This is a genomic window from Streptomyces sp. NPDC048718, assembly GCF_043198875.1.
GTDB lineage: Bacteria > Actinomycetota > Actinomycetes > Streptomycetales > Streptomycetaceae > Streptomyces.
The window spans coordinates 125,536-149,520 of sequence record NZ_JBICVG010000013.1 but is presented as its reverse complement, the minus strand read 5'-3'; the positions used below and the strand labels follow the sequence as shown (position 1 = coordinate 149,520).

The window sequence follows — 23,985 nt, the reverse complement described above, 5'->3', positions numbered from 1 at the left end:
GAACAGGCGCCAGAAAGAAAACCATGAAACTGCGCAGGGCTCTCCCGATCGCCACCCTCTTGCCCCTCCTGCTCACGCTCTCCGCGTGCGGTGGAGAATCCAAGAATTCCGGAGAAGGGGACCAAAAAACGAGGGCGAGCACGCAGAGCACGGCTGCCGGCGCCGAGGGAAAGGCCGAAGCGGAGGCGAAGCGGATCGGCGCGGTGGGTCCAAAGGCGCTGGAGAAGGCCGCGCTGACCGGGCAGCGGAACGGGTTCATGGCCAAGAAGGTCGCCAAAGCGCAGGTCGAGGCCGGTCGCGACATGAAGGCGGACAAGGCGGAGTGCCAGCCGCTCGCGAGCCTCGCCGGCGGTTACACCCACCTCCCCGCAGTGAGTGTCGAGCACCGGTCGCTCGACGCCGTCGACGCGAAGAACGCGACCGTCGGCTCGATGTGGCTCGCCTCCCACTCCGAGAAGGACGCCCGACGCGTCATGGCCGATCTGCGGAACTCGCTGAAGGAGTGCCCCAAGGGTTTCAAGACACTCGGCCTGACCTACACGGACATCCAGTCGGTGGCGGCGCCGAAGCTGGGCGAGGAGGCGGTCGGTTACCGCATCACCAGCGTGGTCGGCGATCAGAAGGTCCCTATGACGTACACCGTCGTACGCGACGGCGGAGTGATCGCGGCCTTCTACGGCGTCAACATGCTGACCCCGAAGAACAGCGCGATCCCGGAAGCGGTCGTCAAGGCGCAGCTGGACCAGCTGGGCTGACCCTTCCCCTCCTCGTTCCCCACGAGAAACGCCCGGCCGGGATGTTCCCGGCCGGGCGTTCGCTGTTCCGGTACGCCGGCCGGACGGCGCGGACATCGGAAGGTTCCGTGCCCGCGCCACCGAGCGGTCAGCTCACCTGCCCCGACTCCGCCGGGAACTCCGGAGGCCAGGACTCCCGCGGATCGTACAACGACCGCCGGTCGCCCATCAGTGCGTACTCCGCCTCCCGCCAGCTCGGATTGCCGGAGACGACGAAGCTGCCGCCATCCCGCTCCAGCATCCAGGTGTAGACGGCGTCCCGTGCCGGAATGCCGTGCCGTTCACTGAGCACGCCGAACTCGGCGGCGGTCGCCCGCCGAATGTGGAGCCCGTCGCGGTAGTAGGGCTTGAGGAACATCAGCTCCACATGCCCCATATAGACCTCGATCCTCGTCGTGGCCCGGTCCACCAGGGTGGCCTCACTGACCAGAAACAGCTGTCGATGCGAGGGGAGGAATCCGCTGACTCTGAAGAGTCGCCCCTCCCGAACAAAATCTGCCATTTCTGCTAGGGCTACCAAGCGTCAGGAACGGGCGTTCCATCGAGTTTCAGGAAACGCTTCGGATCGACCTTTGCGAGCTTGCCGTCGATCGTCATCCACCACTCAATGGAATTCCAGTTTCGGTCTCCTGTCCGGACGGCCGTACGGAGCTTGGCCATTTCCCACGCGGTTCCGTTACCGCCGGCCTGGATGATTGTCCATTTGTCGCCCAGGAGTTTTTCCCCGCGCTCCAGAAGCAGGGCCAGCGCCTCGTCAGCAGTCTTGGCACCTTCGACACCATCCAGGATTACGGAGATATTCACCTTGGGGTTGGCTATTGCGTTCTCCACCCCCACCGTCCACAGTGCGCGCACCCCGTACCCCAGCTCTTCCGGCAATTCAGGGCCATACGCCGGGCCGTTGAAGGTCTTCGCCGGGCCGTGGGAGCTCGTCACCACTCCGTCCTCGATTGCCTTGACCAGACCATCCGAGTGAGGGTTGACCCCCAGAACGATGTGATCGCCGTTCTTGACGAGGTTGCTCACCATCGCCTTGAAGCAATCCAACATGTCGGAACGCGACGAGGCCATGGACAGCGTCGCGACCTTCAAGGTCGCGGCACCCGCCGTCTCGCACAGCGCGGGGATCTTCCGGAGGAGGCGGCTGAGGAAGCCCTGGATGGCGGTCTCGGCGAGGCCGGCGGTACGGAGTATCCGCCAGGCGTCGGCGAACGCGACGCCCGTCTTGAACGAGGCGTCCAGCGCGAATATCGCGGTCTTCGCCGCCTTGAAGATCGGGCCCGCGACGAACCAGCTCGCCGCCCAGGCGCAGTCGCCCCAGCTGCCCTTCTCACCGCCGGGAGCGAGCCGCTCGGCGCAGCCGATGAAGTCGCCGAGGAGGATTTCGACCGGGTCGATGCTCGAGTTGAACTCGACCATCGAAAGGACCTTCGTGAAGGTCTTGTCATCGACCCTCGACACGTCGGGGCCGAGGTAGACCGTGTTCTCCTTCGAGCACGTCCCCAGCCGTGACGGCTGCACACACGAGAAAAGGTCGACGTATGCCAGGTAGGTGACGGTGGCCGTGACCGTGCAATTGCCGACGTGGAAGATCGGATTGCAGTTGTCCTTCTTGACCTTCGGCTCACCGATGTACTCGATGTGGTCGAGGACCGCCCACACTCCCTCGATGCCCGTGGCGATGCCCGCCTCGATCTGTTGGTCGCGGCCGTCCGTCTCGGTGCGGTCGGCCGCGGCCTGGGCCTCCTGGGCGGCGCCACGCGCCCCCTCGGCGGCCTTCTCCGCGGCGGTCGCGTCGGTTTCCGCCTGGTCGGCGGTGGCACTGGCGGCGGACGCGTCGGCCTCCGCCTTGGTGGCGACCTGCTGGGCGTGAGCGGCGTCACGCTCCGCCTCCGTCGCCGCGCTGTTGGCGGTGGCGGCGTCCTGACGCGCCTGGTTCGCGGCCGAGTTCGCCAGGAGAGCGGCGTAGAAGGCGTTGCCCGCGTATTCCTGGGTGCGCGCGGCCGATTCCTGCGCGGTCTTGGCGTCGACCGCGGCCTGCGCGGCGGACACCTGGCTCTCCTGATACGCCTTCGCGGCCCGGGCCGAGTCCGCGGCCGCGGCTGCGGCCGCCTCCGCCGCCAGCTTCATGTCGGCTTCCGCTCGCGCGGCGAGGGCCTTCGCCTCGGCCGAGAACCCCTCGGCCATGCCCGCCGTCGCCGCCGCGGCAGCGGCCTGCTGCTCCGCCATGGTCAACGACGACTGCCCCGACAGCACCGCGAAGGCGGCCGCGCTGTCGGTCTGCTGGTACGGCGTACCGAGCGCGGTTGCCTCCTGCGCGGGTCGCACGGCCTGGGCCGCCGAGTCGCGGGCGGCGAGCGAGGAGGCGACGGCCGCGTACGCCCTGCCTGCCGTGGTGGCGGCAGCCGACGCCGTCTGCGCGGCCTGGTTGCGGGCCTCGTCCGCCTCGGTCTTGGCGGTCGTGGCCGCCGTGTTCGCCTTGGCGGACTCCTCCTTGGCACCCTCGGCGGCGGCTGCTGCCGCCGCCGAGGCGGTGATGGCCTCGGCCGCCTTCGCGTGCGCGGTGGCGGCCGCGCTTGCCGCGACCGTGTAGGACGCCCAGGTGGCGTCCGACGCGGCCTGGGCCCGGGCCGCGGCACCCTGTGCCTTCGTGGCGGCCTCACGGGAGTTGACGGCGGCGGCGGTGGCCGCGTTCGCCGACGTACGGGAGCTGGACGCGGCCGCGCCCGCGCTGTTCGCGGCGGTGCGGGCATCGGTGGCGGCGGTGCGGGCCGCCGTGGCCGCGTCCGTCCCCTCCACAGAAGCCGCGTACGCCTCCAGGGCCTGGGCCTTGGACTCCAGCGAGTCCCGCCGCTGCTCTGCCTCCAATGCCTTGTCGCGGGCGGCGACGGCGTCCTTCTCGGCCTGTTCGGCGACCTTCCTCTTGTCGGCGGCGATCGCGCCGGACACCTCGGCGGAGGCACGGGCCTCGCTCGCGATCCGGCCCTGGGTGACGGCATCGGCCTCGTGGCCGGCGGCGTTGTCCCGCTCGCGTTCGGCGGTGGCCCGGTGGGCCGCCGCGTTGGCGCGCTCCAACTCGGCGGTGGCACGCGTGCGCTGCGCGTCGGCGACGGCCTGGCGGGCCCTCTCCTCGGCGGCGGCCGTGTCCTGCCTGGCCTTCTTCGCGGCGGCCGCCTGGTTCGCCGCGGAGGCGGCGTACGCGTCGGCGCTGTCCGCCGCCGCCTTCGCCTGGGCCGCCGCCTCCTGCGCGGCGATCCGGCGGAACTCGGTGCTGACGGCGTGCGCCTCGGTGTTCGCCAGCGCCAGCAGCGTCGCCGAGGTCGAGACGGTGGCGTCGGCCGCGTTCAGGGCCGTCTCCGTCGCCTTGGCGGCGGCGGTGGCGGCGGCGCCCGAGGCACGGGCGACCTGGACGGACTGCTGGGCGTACATCAGACCCCGGCCGCGCGGCGCCTTGGCCGCGTCCGCGATGGTCCACGCGTCCTGCTGGGCCGACACCGCGCGGGCCGACGCGGCGTTCGCCGCCGTCGCCTGCTCCTTCGCCGTGGCGACCAGGGCCTGGATCCGGCCTCGGGCCTTCGCCAGATCCGTGTTCGCCTGGTCGAAGAGGGCCTGGTCGGGCTTGAGGATGTTCTTCGGGTCGCGCTGCAGCAGGTCGTGCCAGTACTTCTGCCAGCGCAGGATCTGGTCGGCGAACCACGCCTGGCCGATGGCCTCCACCATGTTGTCGGTGGCGGCGCGGGTCGAGGCGGCGGCGTCCGCCTCCGCGCGCGTGATCAGCGCGCGTGGCGCGGCCTGGGCGGCGTACTCGGCCTCCCACTCGGCCGAGGCCTGGGAGGCGACGGCACTGAGCTTGGCGCGCGGGTCGACCGGGTCCTGGTAGTCACACGCGGCCCATGCCTGCTTGAGGTTCTCGACCTCGACGCGGAACTCGGGCGTCCCCTCGACGGCCTTCTCCTTGAGGAAGCCGCCGTGCCGCAGATAGCCGGCGAGGTCGCTGCCGGTCGTGCGTCCGGGGTGTGCCGCGTCGGTCAGCGAGTGCTCGCGGAGCATGAGGTCGGCGGCGAAGTCGTACCAGTCGTCCTTGCCGCGGTTCTCCTCGGTGATGGCGCGGGCGCGGGCGATGGACTCGCTCCCGGCGAGGGAGTGTCCGTCCTGGCCCAGGCGGGCGGCGAGCTTGGCCTGTGTCGAGAGCGTGAACTCCATGACGTCGGCGCCGAACGCGGGGGCGTCCAGGGTGATGCCCTTGTCGAACGAGCTGAGCGCGTAGGGCCGGTTGCCGTGTTCGAGGTTCGAGGTACGCGCGCCGACGGCGTCGCGGTAGGCGTACGCGTCCTGCTGGTCCTGGAGCTTGGCCTGGCCGAGGGCGGTGAGGTACATCAGGCCGGGCTCGCCGACGATGTCGTGCAGCTGGGCGTTGGTGCCGGACAGGGCCTCGATGGCCTTGCCCTTCATCCGCGCGCCGCCCGCGTGCAGGGCGACACCCGCCAGGCAGCGGTCCAGGCGCGGGGTCTCCCGCGTCTTGCGGATCACCTGGGTCAGCTCGTTGAGCCGGTGCAGGGCGTTGTCGGCGGCGGTGAAGATCTGCCGCATGCCGGTGGCGACCCGCTCGATGGCCTGGGCGAGCGCGGGCACGCGGCCGACGATCGCGGCCGAGGCCGGGATGTCGACGAGCCGCCAGAGGCACTGCTCCACGTCCGAACCGGCCAGGCACTGCTTGACCTTGGCGGCGTCGAGCTGTTCGAAGAGGATCGCGCCGCCGTTGTCGGTGGCCCACTGGACGATGTCGACCGAGACCGCCGCGAGGCCGTTGCGGTAGTCGTTCACACAGGTCTGGCCGCAGGCGTCGCGGAGGATCTTCTCCTCCCGCTCGTTGAGCACGGGCCAGTTGCCGGCGCCACCCTGGATCGGGGTGACCCCCTGGGCGAGTGCCTCCTTGTGGGCGGCCTCGTTTTTCTCGCGCTGTTCCTGCTCGGCCTTCTTCGCCGCCTCTTCGGCGGCGGTGCTGTGACCGGTGGCGTCGGCTGCCTTGGACTCGGCGTCCTTGGCGGCCTGTTCGGAGCCGGTCGCCTGGTCGGAGGCGTCCTTGGCGGCTTCGCCGGCCCGGTCGGCCTGCTCCTGGGCCTGGGCGGCGTGCCGTTCGGCCTCGGTGGCCTCCCGGCCGGCCTCGGTGGCCGCGGTGTTCGCCTCGTCGGCGGTGGTACGGGCCCCGGCCGCGTCGTTCCCGGCCTGGACGGCGTGGTCCGATGCGGCCTCGGCAGCCGTCTTCGCGCCGGCCTGGGCGCCGGCCGCCTTCGCGGCGGCGCTGTGGGCGCGGGTGACCGCGTCCGCGGCGCGGACGGAGTCGGCGGCGGCGCGGGCGGCGGCCTCGGCCGCGAGCTTCGCGTCGCCGTGCGCCCGGGTGGCGGCGGCCTCGGCGTCGGCGGCGGCCCGCGCGGCCTGGGCGGCCTTGGCCGCGGCGGCGGCGGCCTGCTGTTCGGCGATCGTCTTCGACGACTGGCCCACCAGCACCGCGAACGCGGCCGCGGAGTCCTTCTCCCGGTACGGCGTACCGGTCGTGACCGCCTCGGTGGAGGCCTCGGCCGTCTCCATGGCGCTGTCGCGGGCGGCGAGCGCGGCCTGGCCGGTGGCGTAGGCGCGGCCCACGGCGGTTCCGGCCGAGGCCACCGCCTCCCGCGCGCTGGTCGCGGCGGTCACGGAGTCCTGCTCGGCCTGCTTCGCCAGCTCCGTGGCGTTCGCGGCGGCCTTCGACGCGAGACCGGCGCGGGTGGCCGCGTCCTGGGCGGCGTCGAGCGCGGTGGCGGCGGCGGCGTGTGCGGAGGACGCGGCCTGGGTCGAGGTGTAGTACGCCGACCAGGCGCTGCTCGCGTTCGCCTTGGCGCGCTCGGCGGCGCCCTCGGCGGTGGTCGCGGCGGACCGTGCGGCGACGGCGGCGGCGGTGGCCTGGTCGGCCGCCGTCTGCGCGGTGCCGGCCGCGGTGGCGGCCTCGGTCGCGGCGGTGCGGGCGGCGGTGGCAGCGGTACGGGTCTCGGCGGCGGCGGCCGTGCCCTCGGCTGCCGCTGCGGCCGCCTCCAGCGCGGTGGCGCGGGCGGCGGTCGCCTGCTTCGCCTCCAGTGCGGCGGCGGCCTTCTCCCGTGCGGTCTGCGCGGCGCTCGCGGTCGCGTCGGCGGTCTTCCGCTTCGCTGCGGCGGTCTCGCTCGCGGTGCCGGCGGTCGCCTCGGCGTTCTGCGCCGCCGTCTTCTGGGCCGAGGCACGCTGCTCGGCCTCGACGGCCTTGGTCCGCTCGGCGGCGGCCTTCGCCCGCTGGGCGACGGCGGTCGCCTTCTCGGCCTGGGTCTTGGCCCGCTCGCTCGCCGCGTTCTCAGCGGCCGTCTTGGCCTCGTCCCGCTTCTGCTCGGCCGTGGTGCGCGCCGTCGCGGCGGTGTCGGCCGCCTGCGCGGCGGCGGTGGCGTTCTCCTCGGCACTGTCGGCGGAGGCCTTCGCCTGGGCGGCGGCCTCCTCGGCGGCGACCCGCCGGAACTCCGCGTTGACCGCCTGCGATTCGGCTTCCGCCCGCGCGAGCAGGGCGCCGGAGTTGGCGACCGACGCGTTCGCCGCCTGCCGCACCGTCTCCGTCGCCTTCGCCGCCGCCGTCGCCGCGGCCGAGGAGGCCCGGGCGACCTGCACCGACTGCTGGGCGTACATCAGGCCCCGGCCACGCGGCACATGGGTGGTGTCCGCGATGGCCCAGGCTTCCTGCTGTGCCGCCGTGGCCTTTCCTGCCGCGGTCTTGGCCAGGGCAGCCTGCTCTGTCGCCGAGGCGACGAGGGCGTCGATCCGCGCCCGGTAACGGGTGACGTCGGCGTCGGCCTGGGCGTACATGGCCTGGTCCGGCGGGGTCACGCCGCCGATCGGCTTGTTGTCCTGCCAGTACTTCCGCCAGGTCTGGATCTGGTCGACGGCCCAGGCATCGGCCAGGGCTTCGATCAGGTTGTCGGCGGCTTCACGGGTGGCGTCGGCCGCGGCGGCGTCCGCCTTGATGATCGCGGAGCGCTGCGGCTCCTGCCCGGCGTACTCCAGCTCCCACTCGGCCATCGCCGTCATGAGCAGCTCGTTCAGCACGCGCCGCATGTCGACCGGGTTCTGGTAGTTACACGCGGCCCAGGCCTGCTTGAGGTCCTCGATCTCGACCCGGTACTCGGCCGAGTCCTTGGCGGGCGCCTCCTTGAGGAAGCCACCGTGCTTCAGATAGGACGCGATGTCGCTGGAGGTCGTGCCGGACACCCTGTCCGTGGCGGGGGTGTCGCCACCGAGCATGAGGTCCGAGGCCCAGTCGTTCCAGCTGTCCTGGCCTTTGGTCTGCGCCGCGATCTCCCTGGCTCGGGCGACCGCCTCCGCGCCGGCGTTGGTGTGCCCGTCCCATCCCAGGCCGTGCTCCCCCTTCCACCGATGTGTGAAGGGGACGAGGTCCGCGCCGAACGCGGGGATCTGCCACTTCATGTCCGGGCTGGTGTACGCCGACCGGACGTAGGGCTCGTTCGCCTTCTCCAGCGCACTCCTGCGCGCGGAGACACTGTTCGAGTACGTCAGTCCAGCGGCCTGGTCGTCACGCTTGGCGGTGCCCAGCGGATCGAGGTCCATGAAGTCGGTGTTGCCGACGACCGTGCGCAGCGTTTCCTCGGTGCCCGCGAGGCCCTCGATGGCCTTGGCCTTCACCAGGGGGCCGCCGGCGTGCATCGCAGCGCCGGCGATGCAGCGGTCGAGCCGCCGCTTCTCGCCGATGCTGTTGCGGATGAAGCCGGTGTCCTCGGGCGGCGTGGTGTCCGCGGCGGCGGGCGCCGCGTGGACCAGGCCCATCAGTACGGCCGAGGCCGTGAGGAGCGCGGTGGCGCTCGTGGCCCGGGTCAGTGCGACCCGGAAGCGACGTCTGCGTCTGCGGACGTCGTGGAGCCATGACATGTGCGTCTGCCCATCTGATCGACAGATCGGCAGCGTCGAGTCATGGGCATGACACTTGAGCTTGCGGGACACAGCGGTGCCTGCGCGCTCGCCCTTCCCCCCACGAGACGCGGCTGCCGCTTACAGCGCGACAATTTCACACCTCCACCACATTGGTGAAGGTTGAACAATCGGAACCAAGGTCTCCATATGGCTCATTTAGGGGCATTCGCGCGCTTGCCTTGATCATCTCTTTACTTACCCGCAAGGCTGGTAGCTCTTGGGCAGGTTGGTACGGAGTCGGGGCTGCGGCGGTGACAGGCAAGGCAGGCACCGCCCGGCCACCGTCTCTCCCACGGCAAGGGCGCCCGGGCTCGGGTCCGCGCGAGCGGATGGTTCCACTGATCAAGGGCACCGCTCGGACACTGCGGTGGTTCATCGAGGACGTCTGGCGCCAGTTCGGCGACGACCACGCCCGCCCCGGCACCGACTGTTCCCCTCCGAACGCATATGCTCCGACGGATCTCCGGGCCGCATAGGCGCTGATGCCCGCACCGGCATGGTGGTGCCGTTGCTGATCACCGCAGGGATCAGGCCCGTTCACTCGGTGGTGAGAGGGGTACCGCGCACGCGTGGGCTCGGTTCTTCGGCACCCGTGGCGCCGGCGAGCCGGCCACGTTGCAGGTGGCGAATGTGCAGGACGCGACGCGGGCGGCGTTCGAGTAGGCGTGGCTGATCCTGATCCCAACGCGTCTGGACGTTTCATGGCCGCCTGGTCTCCAGACACTGGCCTTCGGTCCGGCACACCTGGCCGCTGGTAATAATCCTGGGAACCTCCCGCGGTTCAAGCGGCTGATCACCGCGCATGAGCTGCATCTGTTCTTCGTGCCGAGCCGTGACGAGGTCGAGTGGGCGGCGGCCCGCGCCGACTGTGACGAGCACCTCCTGGCCCAGTTGCTCACGCTGAAGTCGTACCAGCGGATGGGGTGCTTCCCGAAGTTGGAGGAGATCCCGGAGACCGTGGTCGACTTCGTGCGCCGCGCGGTCAACCTGCCGGAGGGCACGGTGGCGAGGGCCGCGAACCGTACGGCGGAGCGGCAGCGGACCGCTGTGCGCCGGCGGACGGGCCTGTCGTATGACAAGCGAAGGCCCGGAGGATCGCCGAGGCGGTGATGCGGAGCGAGGCCGCGTCGAAGAACCGTCCGGCGGATCTGATCAACGTCGCGTTGGAGAAGGTCGTGGAGGCCGGGCTGGAGCTGCCGGGCTTCACCACGCTGGACGCGCTCGCGGCGAAGGTCCGTACCGAGGTGAACGCCTCGATCTGCACGGGCGTCTACGACCGGCTCGGCGAGGCCGACCGGGAGCGGCTGCTGGCTCTGCTGTCGGAGAAGGACGCTTCGGGCACCACGAGGTTCAACCGGCTGAAGCAGTCGGCCAAGGCACCGACCTGGTCGCACTTCCGCACCCAGACCGAGCACCTGGGGTGGGTGGACGAGCTGGGCGAAACCGGGGTGTGGCCGGCCGGTGTCGCCTCGGGGAAGATCGCGGACTTCGCCGGGGAGGCAGACGCCGCAGACGCGCCGGGGCTGCGGGACTACGGCCTGGTGAAGCGGCTCGCGCTGCTGGTGTGCCTGGTACACAAGGCGCGAATGCGAGCCCGGGACGACCTGACGACGATGTTCTGCAAGCGGATCGCGTTGCAGGTCAAGCGGGCCAAGGCGGAGCTGGAGGAGATCCGGGAGCAGCAGGCCCCGTGGAGTCGCCGATCGGGAACTACGCACGGTGCTTCAGCACATCGACACTGACAGCCCTGCCCAGACCGCGCGGGAGAAGGCGGCGGCGTTGACCGCCGAGGTCCTGGCGGCGGTCGGGGACCTCGACCAGGACGCCGCCCCTGACACGGTCGCAGCCCGGCTCGGCGTCGGGCTCGCGCCCGCGCTGCACACGATGGCGAAGGCCCTGCGCGTGCAGGTCGGCGCCTTGAGAGCGCCGGCCGCGGCGGTGGACGGCTTCGGCGGGTTCGAGGGGCGGTACGAACGGATCGAGAAGGTCTCCGCCCATCACGGCAACTTCTGGGAGGTGCTGCTGTACGGGCACCTGCTCGAGGACCGCTCCACGATGTACGACCTGACCAGCCGTCTTCAGCTGCGGGCGACCTCCGAGGACAGCCGCGTCCTGGACGCGCTCGCGCACGCGCGCAGCCACAAGAACCTGCGCGACTTCATCCCCGAGCGGCACGAGGACGGCCGCCCGGTCGACATCTCGTTCGCCATGCTGAACTGGCAGAAAGCCGTGCGGGACAAGAACCGGCCCGGTGCCTTCGTGCGGCAAGCACTTCGAGGCCATGGTGTCCACCGCGCTCGCCGAGGAGCTGCGCACCGGTGACGTCGCGGTGGCCGGTTCGAAGGAGCATGCCGACTGGTCCGAGCAGCTCCTTTCGTGGGAGGACGTCGAGGGCAAGCTCGACGACTACCTGGTGGAGATCGGTCTCGCCGAGCCCGGCCAGGCGGCGCCGTACGACGCCGTGTCGTTCCGTCGGCGAGGGCTCGCTCCGCAGCGGCGAGGGCGGTTCCGGCGCGCGAGGGCGCGGCCGGGAGGCGCCGCGCGCCCCAGAGCCCGCGACAGGCTCCGCCGTTCCCCACGCGCCCCTTCCTCGGCCATGGCACGCCCCTGCGGCGCGGGTGTTTCATGAGGAGGGCCAGAACCGGACAGCGCGACCCGCGCCTTGTCCGGTCCCGACTCCCCTCAAAGGGTGATCGCATGGCCGCTGACGCGCAGTCCCAGGACCCGACTCCCTCCTCGCCCGCGCCGGCGGTGGAGGCCGGGGCGCCCCCGGACTTTCCTCCCGGTGTGGAGCTGTACCGCACGCCGTACCGCAACTGGACCGCCGAGTTGACCGCCCCGGCGCTGTGGGCCTGCGCGCCGAACAGCCCCGGCCAGGTGGTCGAGGTCGTCAACTGGGCCTGGCAGCACGGCTGGACCGTCCGCGCGCGAGGAGCCTCACACGGCTGGGCGCCGCTGACCATCACGCAGGGCACGCCCCCCGACGCACCGCTCCTCCTCGTCGACACCACCGCGCACCTGACCGACGCGACCGTCGAATCCATCCAGCCCGGCACCGTGCGGGCAGCCACCGGAATCAGCATCGAGGCACTGCTCACCCTCCTGGAGGGCAGTGGCCTCGGCCTCACCGCCTCCCCCGCCACCGGTGACATCACGCTCGGCGGAGCACTGGCCATCGACGCCCACGGGACGGCGATCCCCGCCCTCGGCGAGCAGCGGCCGGCCGGACACACGTACGGGTCCCTGTCCAACCTGATCGTCGAACTGACCGCGGTGGTCTGGGACGCGGACTCCGGCCAGTACGTCCTGCGCACCTTCCAACGGGACGAGAGCGCGTGCGCCGCCCTCCTCACCCACCTCGGCCGCTCCCTACTCACGGAGGTGGTGCTGCGGGTCGGCGCCGACCAGAGACTGCGCTGCGTCAGTCGCACGGACATCCCGGCGACCGAACTGTTCGCGGCGCCGGGGAGTCCGGGGCGGACGCTGGAGAGCTTCCTGGACGCCTCCGGGCGGGCCGAGGCGGTGTGGTTCGCCTTCACCGACCGGCCATGGCTGAAGACCTGGACCGTGTCCCCGAGCCGGCCGCTGCTCTCGCGTCAGGTGACGCAGCCCTACAACTACCCGTTCAGCGACAACATCCCGCAGCCCGTGGCGGACCTGGTCGGCACCATCGTCGCCAACGCCGCCTGGTATCTGGCGCCGGCGCTCGGCGCCGCCGAATTCAGCGCGACGAACCTCGGGCTCGCCGCCACCCTCTCGGCGGACATCTGGGGCAGGTCCAAGAACACCCTCCTGTACCTCAAGTCGACGACGCTGCGCTACGCCACCTGCGGCTTCACGGTGCTGACCACCAGGTCCCAGGTGCAACAGGTCGTCCACGAATTCGCCACGTACTACAGCCAGTCGCTCGACGCGTATGCCTCGCGCGGCCGGTTCCCGGTCAACGGCCAGTTCGACGTCCGGGTGACCGGGCTCGACGTTCCGGCCGACTGCGGTGTGCCGGGTGCCCAGGCCCCGCTGCTGTCCACGCTCCGCCCCGACGCCGCTCACCCCGCGTGGGACACGGCCGTGTGGCTGGACGTGACCACCCTTCCGGGCACGCCGCACGCGGAGGAGTTCATGCGGGAGCTGGAGCAGTTCCTGTTCCAGCGGTACGACGGCACCACTGCCCAGACCAGGGTGGAGTGGTCCAAGGGCTGGGCCTACACCGCCGCCGCGGCCTGGAGCGACCAGACGGTGATCGGCACACAACTGCCCGCGGCCTACGGACCGGCCCAGTGGGCGCAGGCGTCCGCGGCGCTGGACCAGTTCGACCCGCACCGGGTGTACAGCAACGCGTTCCTGGACGTGCTGCTCCCCTGACCGTCGTGAGGCGGTGCCGCGCGGGCCACGGGGGCAGGATGTCGTCCGTTCTCCGAGACGAAGCAGGACGATCCCCGCAGGGTGGGAAGGGTAATCACGCTGGACCGGTACCGGCCCAGCGTGATGCGTTCACTCCCGGTATCGGCCATCATGCCGTCGTCATCGGATCGGGTGTGGTCGGGAAGGGCTACCGCCGCCCGGCCAGGGACCGTGCCGGTCGCCAGGCGCCTCTGGCTTGCCTCACACATCAGGGGGCGCATGTGCCTGTCCCAGTAGTGCTCGGTCAGGTGGGGTCGGCGTACGCACTGATCCGCACGCTGGGGAGGCCGAAGTTCGGATGGCAGCCTTGCAGCGGCGCCCTTAGCCTGCCCGGAGAGGTTGTTTCATCCCCGCAGCCCTCCGGGAAGGGTAAAGCGTCGTGACCACCAGTAAGGACGATCAGGAAGCCGCGGAGGGGCCCCGGGTGGGACCCGTTCCCCAGGGGGAGCCCGAATTCCATCCGTACCATCACCCGGCCGCCGGGTGGGGCGCGGCGAAGAGCGTGAGCCGCTTCATGGCGCGCGAAGGCGCCCTTCCGGTGGACGGCCCGCGGGCGATCATGAAGATGAACCACGAGCGGACTGGTTTCGACTGCCCCGGATGCGCCTGGCCGGACGATACCAAGGGGCTTCATCTCGACATCTGCGAGAACGGCATCAAGCACGTCACATGGGAGATGACCCGCAAGCGGGTCGGCCGCGAATTCTTCGCCGCGCACTCGGTGACCGAACTGGCCTCGTGGACCGACTACGACCTCGAGAACCAAGGCCGGCTGACCGAGCCGATGGTGTACGACCCTGGCACGGATCACTACGTCCCGGTCAACTGGAAGGACGCTTTCGAACTCGTCGGTCGCACGCTGCGCAAGTTGGAGGATCCGAACCAGGCGGCGTTCTACACCTCGGGACGGCTGGGAAACGAGGCCACCTTCCTCTACCAGCTCATGGCACGGGAGCTGGGCACGAACAACCTGCCGGACTGCTCCAACATGTGCCACGAGGCCAGCGGTCGCGCTCTGCAGGCGTCCCTCGGCACCGGCAAGGGCACCGTCGACCTGAAGGACTGGGAGGCGGCCGACGCGCTGTTCATCTTCGGCGTGAACGCCGCGTCCAACGCGCCCAGAATGCTCACCGCGCTGGCCGAGGCCCACAAGCGCGGCGCACAGATCGTGCACGTCAATCCGCTTGTGGAGGCCGCCGCTACGCGGACGATCATCCCCCACGACTTCAAGGACATGGCGACCTTTCGCGCCACGAAGACGTCCACTTTGAACCTCCAGCCCCGGATCGGCGGCGACATGGCGCTCATTCGCGGCATGGCCAAGGCGGTCCTGGAGCAGTCGCCCACCGACCCCAAGGCGCTGGACCGGGAGTTCATCGAGCGCCACACTGTCGGCTTCGAGGAGTACAAGGCGCTGTGTGAGGCGACGCCCTGGGAGGTGATCGAGCGGCAGTCGGGGCTGAGCCGGGCCGACGTGCTGAAGGCGGCGCGGGTGTACGGGGAGGCCGACCGCAGCATCGTCAGCTGGTGTCTGGGGCTCACCCAGCACGAACACGGCGTCGACACCGTCCGCGAGATCGTCAACCTGCTGCTGCTCCGCGGCAACCTGGGGCGGGAGGGCGCGGGCCCCTCCCCCGTACGCGGCCACAGCAACGTCCAGGGCAACCGCACCTGCGGTATCGACCACCGCCCGGCCGAGGCGTTCTTGGACCGTCTCGCCGAGGTCTGCGGCATCGTCCCACCACGCGCGCACGGCCTGGACACGGTCCGCACCATCAAGGCGATGCACCGCGGCGATGTGAAGGTGTTCGTCGGCATGGGCGGCAACTTCGTCCTCGCGGCGCCCGACACCCCGTACACGTGCGCGGCGCTGGAGAAGTGCGAGCTCACCGTCCAGGTAAGCACCAAGCTCAACCGCAGTCACATCGTGCACGGTCGCCGAGCGCTGATCCTGCCGTGCCTCGGCCGGACCGAGAAGGACCACCAGCGCAAGGGGATCCAGAGCACCTCGGTCGAGGACTCGATGAGCATGGTCCACCTGTCGGTCGGCATGAAGCGGCCCGCTTCCCCGCACCTGCTGTCCGAACCGGCGATCGTCGCCGGCATGGCGCGCGCCGCGCTGCCCGACAGCGGGACGCCGTGGGAGTGGTACACCGAGGACTACGACCGGATCCGCGACACCATGGCCAAAGTCCTGGACGGCTTCGAGGACTTCAACCGGCGCGTGCGTCTGCCGCTCGGCTTCCGCATCAAACAGCCGGCCCGGGAACTCGTCTTCCTGACTCCTTCCGGCCGCGCCGAGTTCTCCACCGCCGAGCTGCCCGACGTCATCCCGGCCCCGGGCACCCTGGCGCTCGGCACGATGCGGTCGCACGATCAGTGGAACACGACGATCTACTCCGACAACGACCGCTACCGGGGCATCAAGAATCTCCGCACGCTGGTGTTCATGAACCGGGCCGACATGCGTGAGCGCGGGATCGCCGGCATGAGCGCCGTCGACATCACGAGCACCGCGAAGGACGGCAGCAAACGCCGTCTGAAGGGCTACCTGGCCGTTCCGTACGACATCCCGCGCGGCTGCGCGGCCGGCTACATGCCGGAGATGAACGTGTTGTGCGCGCTGGGCGACTACAGCACCCAGAGCGACCAGCCGATCATGAAACACGTCAAGGTCACCATCAGCCCCTCCGCCTGAGCCCGGCCGGCCGACGGGCGGCTCGTCCGGCGTGTCAGTGACCCCGGACGAGCCGATCGAGCAGTCGGTGGGCGCGCTGTTCCGCGGCGGCCAGCGCGGTCGGGTCGACCTCCGCCGGCCACAGTTCGCCGGCGGCCGCGTCGTCGGCCTCGCGCAGCTCGACAACGGCCGCGGCGAGGCGGGTCTGAACGGTGGGGTACGACGACCGGGCGCGCTCCGTCAGCGCTCGCTCCGCCAGCGCGCAGGCCGCCGTGCACGTGGCCAGCGCCCGTTCCGCACGTACAGCCGCGTGGCCGTGCACCACGAGGAGCGCGCAGAGCAGTGCGACGACGATGCCGAGCACACTGCTCAGCGCCCGGTCCGTCACCAGGGCCCCGGCGGGCGCGGGCGTGGCCAGGTCGCTGAGCAGCAACGCCAGCGGCGTCAGGAAGACGACACCCAGTCCATAGTTCCGGGCGACGACGTATTCGAGCAGGAATTCCAGGAGCACGATCACGAGAACCAGCGCCACGGGGCCGGGTTCCAGCGCCAGCACTCCCAGCGCGAGCCCCAGGCCGGCGGCGGTGCCGAGGGTCCGCTGCACCGCACGCTGTGCGGCGGTGCGCACATTGATCGAGTGCAGCACCGCGGCTGCGGAGATCGCCGCCCAGTAGCCGTGGCCGAGGCCCAGGGCGAGGGCCGCGCCGCCCGCGAGGCCGGTGCCGAGAACCATCCGCAGCGCCGGTACGAGGAGTACCCGCATGCGGCCGTGACCGCGGCGATCGGGGCCCGTCACCAGCTCCGCGGCCCGCCGTTCGGCGGCGGGCGAGGCCGCTCGGCCCAAAGCGGCGTGGTCGCCAGGGGTGGGCGGGCCGGCTCGGGAGTTCGCGATCAGTCTCGTCAGCTCGGGGACGGAATCGAGAGCCCCGGCCCGACGGCTCACCAGCGGCCGGAGCTGCGCCCGCAGAGATCGTGCCAGACCGGCGGGATCGGCTGGCTGACGGTGCGCCGAGTCGATCAGCAACGACCAGGACAGATCGGTCAGGGCGACGCACGCGTCGTCCCGCGCCGGATCCCGCCGCTCCGTCGCCGTCGGCGGCATGCGGCCGATCGTGCGGAATGCCTGCAGTACCGCGGCGGTGGCCCGGTGCCGCGCGAGCCCGTCGTCCTCCCCCGCTCCGATCGCCTCCAGGAGAGCCGCGAGTTCACGCAGCGCGGCGGCGACGGCGACGCGCTGCGGGCGGTCGGGGTGCACAAGGCGGCCCGCCACGGCCAGCAGCCACGCCACGGCCGCGCCCAGAGCGGTCAGCGCGGTGTGCGGGAGGACATCGGACGGCCCGGGCGAGCCGTTGGCCGCCACGGCGAAGGAGAACAGCAGCATCACGGCCCCGAGCCCGCTGAGCCGCGCCGCGTCGCAGGCGAACTTGGCGAGTCCGGCCACCAGCGCCGTAACGGCCATCACCACGGCGGCGCCCGCTCCCCCAGCCTGCGGACGTGCCCAGGCGCCGAGTACCGAACCGGCGGCCACGCAGGCGGTCATGGCCACCGCGACCACCGCGAGCACGCGGGCGCGGCGCGCGTACGGGAGGTTGCGGCCGAAGGTCGTGGCGAAGGAGCCGAGCATCGTGTAGACGGCCTGGTCCGCTCGGCCCGCGAGCGCCATCGGCACGGCGGGCAGGGCCATGGCCAGCGCGGCCCGCAGGGCGAAGGACAGCGCGCCGTCCACGCTGTGCAGGGCGAGCGCGCCCCGAGGGGAGAGCGCGCTTCTCGCACGAGTGACCCGGCCCCGCATGCCTCGCACGGTCACCACAGGGGCCGGAAGGCGGGGCGCACGGGGCGCGTCTCGCCTGCGGCTACGGCTGTCCTCTGGCCCCTCAGCACGCGCCCACCCACTCCTCTTCGCCATCGGCGAAGACCTGGCGCTTCCAGATCGGCACCTGGTGTTTGAGGTCCTCGACCAGGCGGGCGCAGGCCGCGAACGCCTCAGCGCGATGCGGACACGAGACGGCGGCGATCACCGCGATGTCGCCGACGGCCAGCGGACCGGTGCGGTGCACGGCGGCGAGGGCTCGCACGGGGAAGTCGGCCGCCGTCTTCTCCGCCACCCGGCGAAGCTCGTCCCCGGCACGCGGGTGGGCGCTGTACTCGAGGAGGCTCACGGGCCGGCCACCGTCGTGGTCGCGCACGGTGCCCACGAAGACCGCGGTACCGCCGGCGGCGTCGTCGCCGACCGCCGCGTACACCTCGGCCAGACAGAGCGGGGTGTCGCGCACGGCGAGCAGGCGGATCGGGCCGGAAGGTGCGTCCGGGAAGTTCGTCATGGTGCTGGTCCTCGTGGGGTGAGCGGGCAGGGTTCGTCGGTGCGCACGGACTCAGCCGCCCGCGAACGGAGGGAGCGCCTCGACCGTTCCCCTGTCGGACAGGAGGATCGTGCGGTGGTCCCGGTCGCCCACCGGACGGCCGTCGACGACGAACGAGCAGTAGCCCAGCACCTCGGCGAACCGCGGCGCGTCAGCGTGGCGGGACCGGGCGTGCGTCAGCGCCTCCGCGAGCGTCCGCGCGCGATACGGCTCCTCTGCCGTGGCGGCCGCCGTCTTTGCCGCCGCCCAGTAGCGGAGGGTGCCAGTGGGTGTCGTGGCGATGTCCATGGCTGTGTCTCCTGGGGTCATGGTGCGGGTGCGTCCAGCACCTCGACACCGGCTCCGGCGCGGACGCCGCCGGGCGGGACGACCGCGAGTCCTTCGGCGTGCACCAGGCCGCGCAGCATGGCGGGCCCGTCGAACGGGAGTGGTGCGACCGCGTGGCCCACCTGGCGCACCGGCAGCAGGCGGGTGTCGTGCGGGTGCCCGGGGAGCGCCGTGGCGGCGGGCAGGTGACGCGGGGCGCCGTCCGTGTGCCCGCCGAGGCGGCGCAGCAGCGGCAGGGCGAGGGTCGCCGTGCCGGCCACGGCGGCGAGCGGGTTGCCGGGCAGGCCCACCAGTCGGCGGGGCCGGCCGTCGGCTGCCGGCGGCAGCTCGGCCAGCAGCATGGGGTGGCCGGGGCGGACGGCGACAGAGTCGACGAGGAGCCGGGCGCCTGCCTCGTCGAGGGCCTCGTGCAGGAAGTCCACCGGCCCGGCCGCGGTGCTGCCGGTGGTGACGACGACATCGGCGGCGGAGTCGCGCACGGCGGCGCGCAGCAGCCCGTGGTCGTCCGCCATCAGGCGACGGCCGATGACCCGTGAGCCGGTCGCACGCAGCCAGGGCGGCAGGAGCGGGCCGAGCGCGTCGCGCACCCGGCCGCCGCGGGGCGGGCCGGAGTCGAGCAACTCGTCGCCGAGGATCAGTAGTTCCACGACCGGGCGGCGATACACGCTCAGGCTGTCGTGCCCGGCCGCGGCCGCCAGGCCGAGTACGGCCGGCGTCACGGTCGTACCAGCGGGCAGCAGGAGTTCGCCGGCGGCGCACTCCTGGCCGCGCGGTCGGACGTCGCGGCCGTCTTCCACCGACCCGGACAGCAGCCCGTCGGCGATCTCTCCGTGCTCGCCGCGCAGAACGGCCGTGGCCCCGGGTGGCAGCGGTGCGCCGGTGGCGATCGCCACGGCGGTGCCGCCGGGCAGTGGCTCGGGCAGTGCTCCCGCGAGCACCCGCCCTGCCCGCGGTCGCCACGGTCCCGGTCCTGCCACGGCCCAGCCGTCCATGGCCGAGCCGTCGAACGGCGGCAGGTCGCCGAGCGAGGTCAGCGGCTGTGCCAGCGCGTGCCCCAACGCGTCGGCCAGGTCCAGGGTCACGGCAGCGAGCGTCGCCGGTTCGGCGGTGTCACGGGCTACGGCCCGTGCCTGCGTCCACGGCATCGCGTGGGCCGCGGTACGGGCGCCCCGTGAGGGACGCCAGTCGGCCACGCCCGGTTCGGCGACGCCCCCGCTCGCGGCTTCCGCTCGCGCATCCGTCATGCCGCGGTCCCGGCGTCTTCGGTGGCGTGCTCCGTCGTCCAGCGTTCCGCGAGGGCGATCGTCCCGCGGTTGGCCTCGGCGACCGCCGCCTCGCCGCCGCCCGCGCGGGCGGCGGCGTAGCCGACCAGGAACGCGGTCAGCGGGGCCGCGGGGCGGGACACTCCGTGGGCGACGATCCGGGTCATGTCCAGCAGGCCGGTGACGTCGACGTCGAGGTCGACGCCCAGCTCGTCTTGGACCGCGGCGATCCATCGGCGCATCGTGTTCACCTTTCGCTTCGTCGTTCGTGGTTCCGTCAGCCGCCGATGGCGGACATGGGGCGCTTCGGGCGCCGGAATTCCGTGCTGCCGATGGCATGGCCGGGGCCCTTCCCGGCGAGGCAGTTCCGCCAGGCGCCCTCCAGCGCCTCGTCGTCGGCGCCACCGCGCAGCAGCGCCCGCAGGTCGGACTCCTCAGTGGCGAACAGGCAGTTGCGCAGCTGTCCGTCGGCGGTCAGCCGTACCCGGTCGCAGCCTCCGCAGAACGGTCGGGTGACGCTGGCGATGACGCCGACCACCGCGTCCGTGCCGGCGATGCGCCACTCCTCCGCGGGGGCGTTGTCCCGCCGCCGCACGGGAACGAGCTCGTAGTGCTCGCCAAGCCGGTCCAGGATCTCCGCGGCGCTGACCATCCGGTCCCGGTCCCAGGCGCCGTGCGCGTCCAGCGGCATCGATTCGATGAACCGCATCCGATAGCCGTGTTCGACGGCGAACGCTGTCAGACCGACGATCTCGTCGTCGTTGACCCCCCGTACCGGCACTGCGTTGATCTTGACCGGGGACAGCCCCGCGTCCCGCGCGGCGCGCAGCCCGGCAAGGACGTCAGGCAGCCGGTCGCGGCGGGTGATCTCGGCGAACCGGTCGGTGCGCAGGGTGTCCAGGCTGACGTTGACCCGGCTCAACCCCGCCTCGCGCAGCGCGACGGCGGTGCGCGCCAGCCCGATCCCGTTGGTCGTCATGGACAGTACGGGCGAGGCGGGAAGTGCGAAGAGGCGGGCGACGAGAGCCGGCAGACCACGCCGCAGCAGCGGCTCGCCCCCCGTCAACCGGACCGTGGTGATACCGAGCCGCTCGGTGGCGACACGGACGAGACGGACTACCTCGTCGTCGGTGAGAACCTCGGGCCGGGCGAGCCAGTTCAGACCTTCGGCAGGCATGCAGTACGCGCACCGAAGGTTGCACCGATCGGTCAGGGACACCCGGAGATCGGTGTGGATTCTGCCGAAACGGTCCACCAGTGGGACTGGAGCAGCCACGTACACGGCAGGTTCCTCCTGAACGACTCCCGGCGCCTGTCAACGTCTTCCGGCGCTGTCAAAAAGATTCGAGCAGTTCTTCAGGAAAGTCAAAGAGGAAATGCCGATATATTCATCGGCGCCACTTATCAAGCCGTGAAGCCGCAGCCCAGGGACCTCGGAAGGGCGTGATAAGCCATACCTTTCACGTCATCGGAACCCCCTCTTTGACAGAGATCCGAGATTTCCGCGAAGTTACTCCCGCAGTGTCATCAGGGAATCCGGAAGTTCGGAAAGAGGCAGAAAACATGAGCCGCGGCATCGAGGACCCGACCGACGACCTGAAGGTCACCCCGCCCAAGACGTGGGCGACGGGTGTACCCGCCGTGACGCACGCGCTCGAGTACTCCCTGAGCCAGACATCCCCCCGCCGCACCGCGCTGACCCTGCTGAACATCAACCAGGCCAAGGGCATCGACTGCCCCGGCTGTGCCTGGCCGGAACCCTCGCCGGACAAACGGCACAGGAACGAGTACTGCGAGAACGGTGCCAAGCACATCAACGACGAGGCCACCTCGCGGCGCGTCACCCGCGAGTTCTTCCGCGAGCACTCCATCGCCGAGCTGGACACCAAGTCGGACTACTGGCTCAACCAGCAGGGCCGACTCACCGAGCCGATGGTCAAGCGCCCCGATGCGACCCACTACGAGCCGATCGGCTGGGACGAGGCGATCGGCCTGCTGGCCGGCGAGCTGAACGAGCTGGACTCCCCCGACGAGGCCCTGTTCTACGTCTCGGGCCGGCTGAACAACGAAGCCGCTTTCCTCCTCCAGCTGTTCGCCCGCGCGTTCGGCACCAACAACCTGCCGGACTGCTCCAACATGTGCCACGAGTCCAGCGGCTTCGGGCTCGGGGAGACCCTCGGCATCGGCAAGGGAAGCGTCTGTCTGGACGACATCCACGAGTCCGACCTGGTCTTCGTCGTGGGCCAGAACCCGGGCACCAACCACCCGCGGATGCTGTCGGCGCTGGAGGAGACCAAGCGCAACGGCGGTCAGGTCGTGGCGGTCAACACCCTGCCCGAGGCCGGGCTGATGCGCTTCAAGCACCCCCAGAAGGCGCGCGGCGTCCTCGGCCGGGGCACCCCGATCGCCGACCAGTTCCTGCACATCCGAGCCGGCGGCGACCTCGCCCTGTTCCAGGCCCTGAACCGGCTGCTCCTGGAGGCCGAGGACTCGGCGCCCGGCACCGTACTGGACCACGACTTCATCCGCGCCCACAGCACGGGCTTCGAGGAGTTCGCCGAGCACGCCCGGAAGGTCTCATGGGACGACATCCTGGCGGCGACCGGTCTCGACCGCGCCGAGATCCAGGAGCTCTTCGAGCGGGTACTCGCGAGCAAGAGCATCATCGTGTGCTGGGCGATGGGCGTCACCCAGCACAAGCACGGCGTCCCCACCATCCGTGAGATCGTCGACTTCCTGCTGGCGCGCGGCAACATCGGCCGCCCCGGCGCGGGCGTGTGCCCGGTGCGCGGACACAGCAACGTCCAGGGCGACCGCACGATGGGCGTGTGGGAGCAGATGCCGCAGTCCTTCCTCGACGCGCTGGGCCGCGAATTCGGCTTCACCCCGCCCGCGCACCACGGCCTCGACGCGGTGAACAGCATCCGCGCCATGCACGAGGGCCGCGCCAAGGTCTTCCTCGGCGTCGCCGGCAACTTCGTCCGGGCCACCCCCGACAGCGAGGTCACCGAGGAGGCCCTGCGCCGCTGCCGACTCACCGCGCATGTCTCCACCAAGCTCAACCGCTCGCACACCGTCTGCGGCGAGACCGCGCTGATCCTGCCCACCCTGGGCCGCAGCGACCGGGACATCCAGGCCGCCGGTGAGCAGTTCGTCACCGTCGAGGACTCCATGAGCGAGGTGCACGCCTCCCGCGGCAAGCTACCGCCCGCCTCCCCGCACCTGCTGAGCGAGGTGGCGATCGTCAGCCGGCTCGCCCGGGCCGTCCTGGGCGATGAACCCGCCATCCCCTGGGAGGAGTTCGAGGCCGACTACGCCACGATCCGCGACCGGATCTCCCGCGTGGTGCCCGGCTTCGAGGACTTCAACGCCCGGGTCGCCGTGCCCGGCGGCTTCACGCTGCCCAACCCGGTGAACCACGGAGTCTTCCCGACCCCGAGCGGCAAGGCCGTCTTCACCCGCAACGACTTCACGATGCCGGAGATCCCCCAGGGGCATCTGCTGCTGCAGACCCTGCGCTCGCACGACCAGTGGAACACCATCTGGTACGCCCCGAACGACCGCTACCGCGGCATACATGACGCCCGCCGGGTCGTCATGGTCAACCCCGGGGATCTGGCCCAACTCGGCATCGCCGACCGCGAACTGGTGGACCTGGTGAGCGTCTGGCACGACGGGCGGGAGCGCCGCGCGGAGGGCTTCCGGGTGGTGGCGTACCCGGCGAGCCGTGGCTCGGCGGCGGCGTACTACCCGGAGACCAACGTGCTCGTGCCGCTGGACAGCGTCGCCGACATCAGCAACTGCCCCACCTCCAAGGGCATCCTGGTCCGCCTCGAACCGTCCTCCACCGCCTGATGAGCCGGAAGGGCACTCCGCCCCACGCCCTTGCCCTCTTCGTGCGCGGCCGGCCCCGGCAGCGGCGGCGATGTTCACTGCCGGGTGGGGCGCGCACCAGTTCACCCCGCTCGCGGTGGCGTCCCGGGCCGAGGGACACAGACCAGTCGTACCGGTCCCTGCCATGTTCACGAACCGACGGGGGCTGCTGCCTGGCCTGTTGCCGGGGCTCCGGGCGGCCGGCCGGCAGGGCGGCCGACACGTGCCCCGGGCCGTGCTCGCGCCGGCCGCCGGTGGTGTACGCCGGTCGGCCGGCCACGGGCCCGGCGGCGGTGGGACCGCTGTTTCTTCCG

At 71.5% G+C, this 23,985-nt stretch carries 16 protein-coding genes; 8 read left to right on the top strand and 8 right to left on the bottom strand.

Annotated features, from left to right (window positions below; all coding sequences use genetic code 11):
* The first annotated feature begins 23 nt into the window (after window positions 1–23).
* Window positions 24–755 carry a hypothetical protein gene (locus ACGFRB_RS24255; RefSeq protein WP_393245863.1) on the top strand — a complete coding sequence of 244 codons (732 nt, stop codon included), beginning with the start codon at window positions 24–26 and terminating at the stop codon, window positions 753–755.
* 127 nt (window positions 756–882) lie between these two features.
* Here ACGFRB_RS24255 and ACGFRB_RS24250 read toward each other — a convergent pair whose 3' ends face one another.
* Together ACGFRB_RS24250 and ACGFRB_RS24245 are read right to left on the bottom strand one after the other, a co-directional pair.
* Window positions 883–1,296 carry a hypothetical protein gene (locus tag ACGFRB_RS24250; RefSeq protein WP_393245861.1) on the bottom strand — a complete coding sequence of 138 codons (414 nt, stop codon included), beginning with the start codon at window positions 1,294–1,296 and terminating at the stop codon, window positions 883–885.
* Window positions 1,297–1,307: 11 nt separating this feature from the next.
* A complete protein-coding gene (locus tag ACGFRB_RS24245) occupies window positions 1,308–8,729 on the bottom strand; it encodes a polymorphic toxin type 27 domain-containing protein (protein ID WP_393245859.1) in 7,422 nt (2,473 codons plus the stop codon).
* 711 nt (window positions 8,730–9,440) lie between these two features.
* On the opposite strand from ACGFRB_RS24245, the gene ACGFRB_RS24240 reads away from it, so the two are divergent.
* The 6 genes from ACGFRB_RS24240 (at window position 9,441) to ACGFRB_RS24215 (ending at window position 15,870) form a co-directional block, all read left to right on the top strand.
* On the top strand, window positions 9,441–9,881 hold the full coding sequence (locus tag ACGFRB_RS24240; protein ID WP_393245998.1) for a DUF4158 domain-containing protein: 441 nt from the start codon (window positions 9,441–9,443) through the stop codon (window positions 9,879–9,881).
* Complete coding sequence (locus tag ACGFRB_RS24235; protein ID WP_393245857.1) at window positions 9,881–10,513, top strand: hypothetical protein; 633 nt, start codon at window positions 9,881–9,883, stop codon at window positions 10,511–10,513. The genes ACGFRB_RS24240 and ACGFRB_RS24235 overlap by 1 nt, the downstream gene beginning before the upstream one ends.
* Window positions 10,491–11,093, top strand: a complete 603-nt coding sequence (locus ACGFRB_RS24230; RefSeq protein WP_393245855.1) for a hypothetical protein — start codon at window positions 10,491–10,493, stop codon at window positions 11,091–11,093. Before ACGFRB_RS24235 ends, ACGFRB_RS24230 begins: the two co-directional genes overlap by 23 nt.
* Window positions 11,053–11,400 carry a hypothetical protein gene (locus ACGFRB_RS24225; RefSeq protein WP_393245853.1) on the top strand — a complete coding sequence of 116 codons (348 nt, stop codon included), beginning with the start codon at window positions 11,053–11,055 and terminating at the stop codon, window positions 11,398–11,400. Before ACGFRB_RS24230 ends, ACGFRB_RS24225 begins: the two co-directional genes overlap by 41 nt.
* A 68-nt stretch (window positions 11,401–11,468) precedes the next feature.
* Window positions 11,469–13,133 carry a cholesterol oxidase substrate-binding domain-containing protein gene (locus ACGFRB_RS24220; RefSeq protein WP_393245851.1) on the top strand — a complete coding sequence of 555 codons (1,665 nt, stop codon included), beginning with the start codon at window positions 11,469–11,471 and terminating at the stop codon, window positions 13,131–13,133.
* Between the two features lie 418 nt (window positions 13,134–13,551).
* Window positions 13,552–15,870 carry an FdhF/YdeP family oxidoreductase gene (locus ACGFRB_RS24215; RefSeq protein ID WP_393245849.1) on the top strand — a complete coding sequence of 773 codons (2,319 nt, stop codon included), beginning with the start codon at window positions 13,552–13,554 and terminating at the stop codon, window positions 15,868–15,870.
* A gap of 34 nt (window positions 15,871–15,904) precedes the next feature.
* Here ACGFRB_RS24215 and ACGFRB_RS24210 read toward each other — a convergent pair whose 3' ends face one another.
* The 6 genes from ACGFRB_RS24210 to moaA form a co-directional block, all read right to left on the bottom strand.
* Complete coding sequence (locus ACGFRB_RS24210; protein WP_393245847.1) at window positions 15,905–17,641, bottom strand: FUSC family protein; 1,737 nt, start codon at window positions 17,639–17,641, stop codon at window positions 15,905–15,907.
* A gap of 82 nt (window positions 17,642–17,723) precedes the next feature.
* Entirely contained in the window at window positions 17,724–18,170 is a 447-nt protein-coding gene (locus ACGFRB_RS24205; protein ID WP_393245845.1) for a molybdenum cofactor biosynthesis protein MoaE, read from the bottom strand.
* A gap of 51 nt (window positions 18,171–18,221) precedes the next feature.
* Entirely contained in the window at window positions 18,222–18,497 is a 276-nt protein-coding gene (locus tag ACGFRB_RS24200; RefSeq protein ID WP_393245844.1) for a MoaD/ThiS family protein, read from the bottom strand.
* A 17-nt stretch (window positions 18,498–18,514) separates the two neighbouring features.
* Window positions 18,515–19,681, bottom strand: a complete 1,167-nt coding sequence (locus tag ACGFRB_RS24195) for a molybdopterin molybdotransferase MoeA (RefSeq protein WP_393245996.1) — start codon at window positions 19,679–19,681, stop codon at window positions 18,515–18,517.
* Window positions 19,682–19,776: 95 nt separating this feature from the next.
* The gene (locus tag ACGFRB_RS24190) at window positions 19,777–20,040 is read right to left on the bottom strand and encodes a DUF6457 domain-containing protein (protein ID WP_393245842.1); all 264 of its coding nucleotides are present in this window, start codon (window positions 20,038–20,040) and stop codon (window positions 19,777–19,779) included.
* Window positions 20,041–20,075: 35 nt separating this feature from the next.
* Window positions 20,076–21,080, bottom strand: a complete 1,005-nt coding sequence (moaA, locus tag ACGFRB_RS24185) for a GTP 3',8-cyclase MoaA (RefSeq protein WP_393245840.1) — start codon at window positions 21,078–21,080, stop codon at window positions 20,076–20,078.
* 281 nt (window positions 21,081–21,361) lie between these two features.
* On the opposite strand from moaA, the gene ACGFRB_RS24180 reads away from it, so the two are divergent.
* Window positions 21,362–23,653: an FdhF/YdeP family oxidoreductase gene (locus ACGFRB_RS24180; RefSeq protein WP_393245838.1), complete on the top strand. Its 2,292-nt coding sequence runs from the start codon at window positions 21,362–21,364 to the stop codon at window positions 23,651–23,653.
* Window positions 23,654–23,985: the final 332 nt, after the last annotated feature.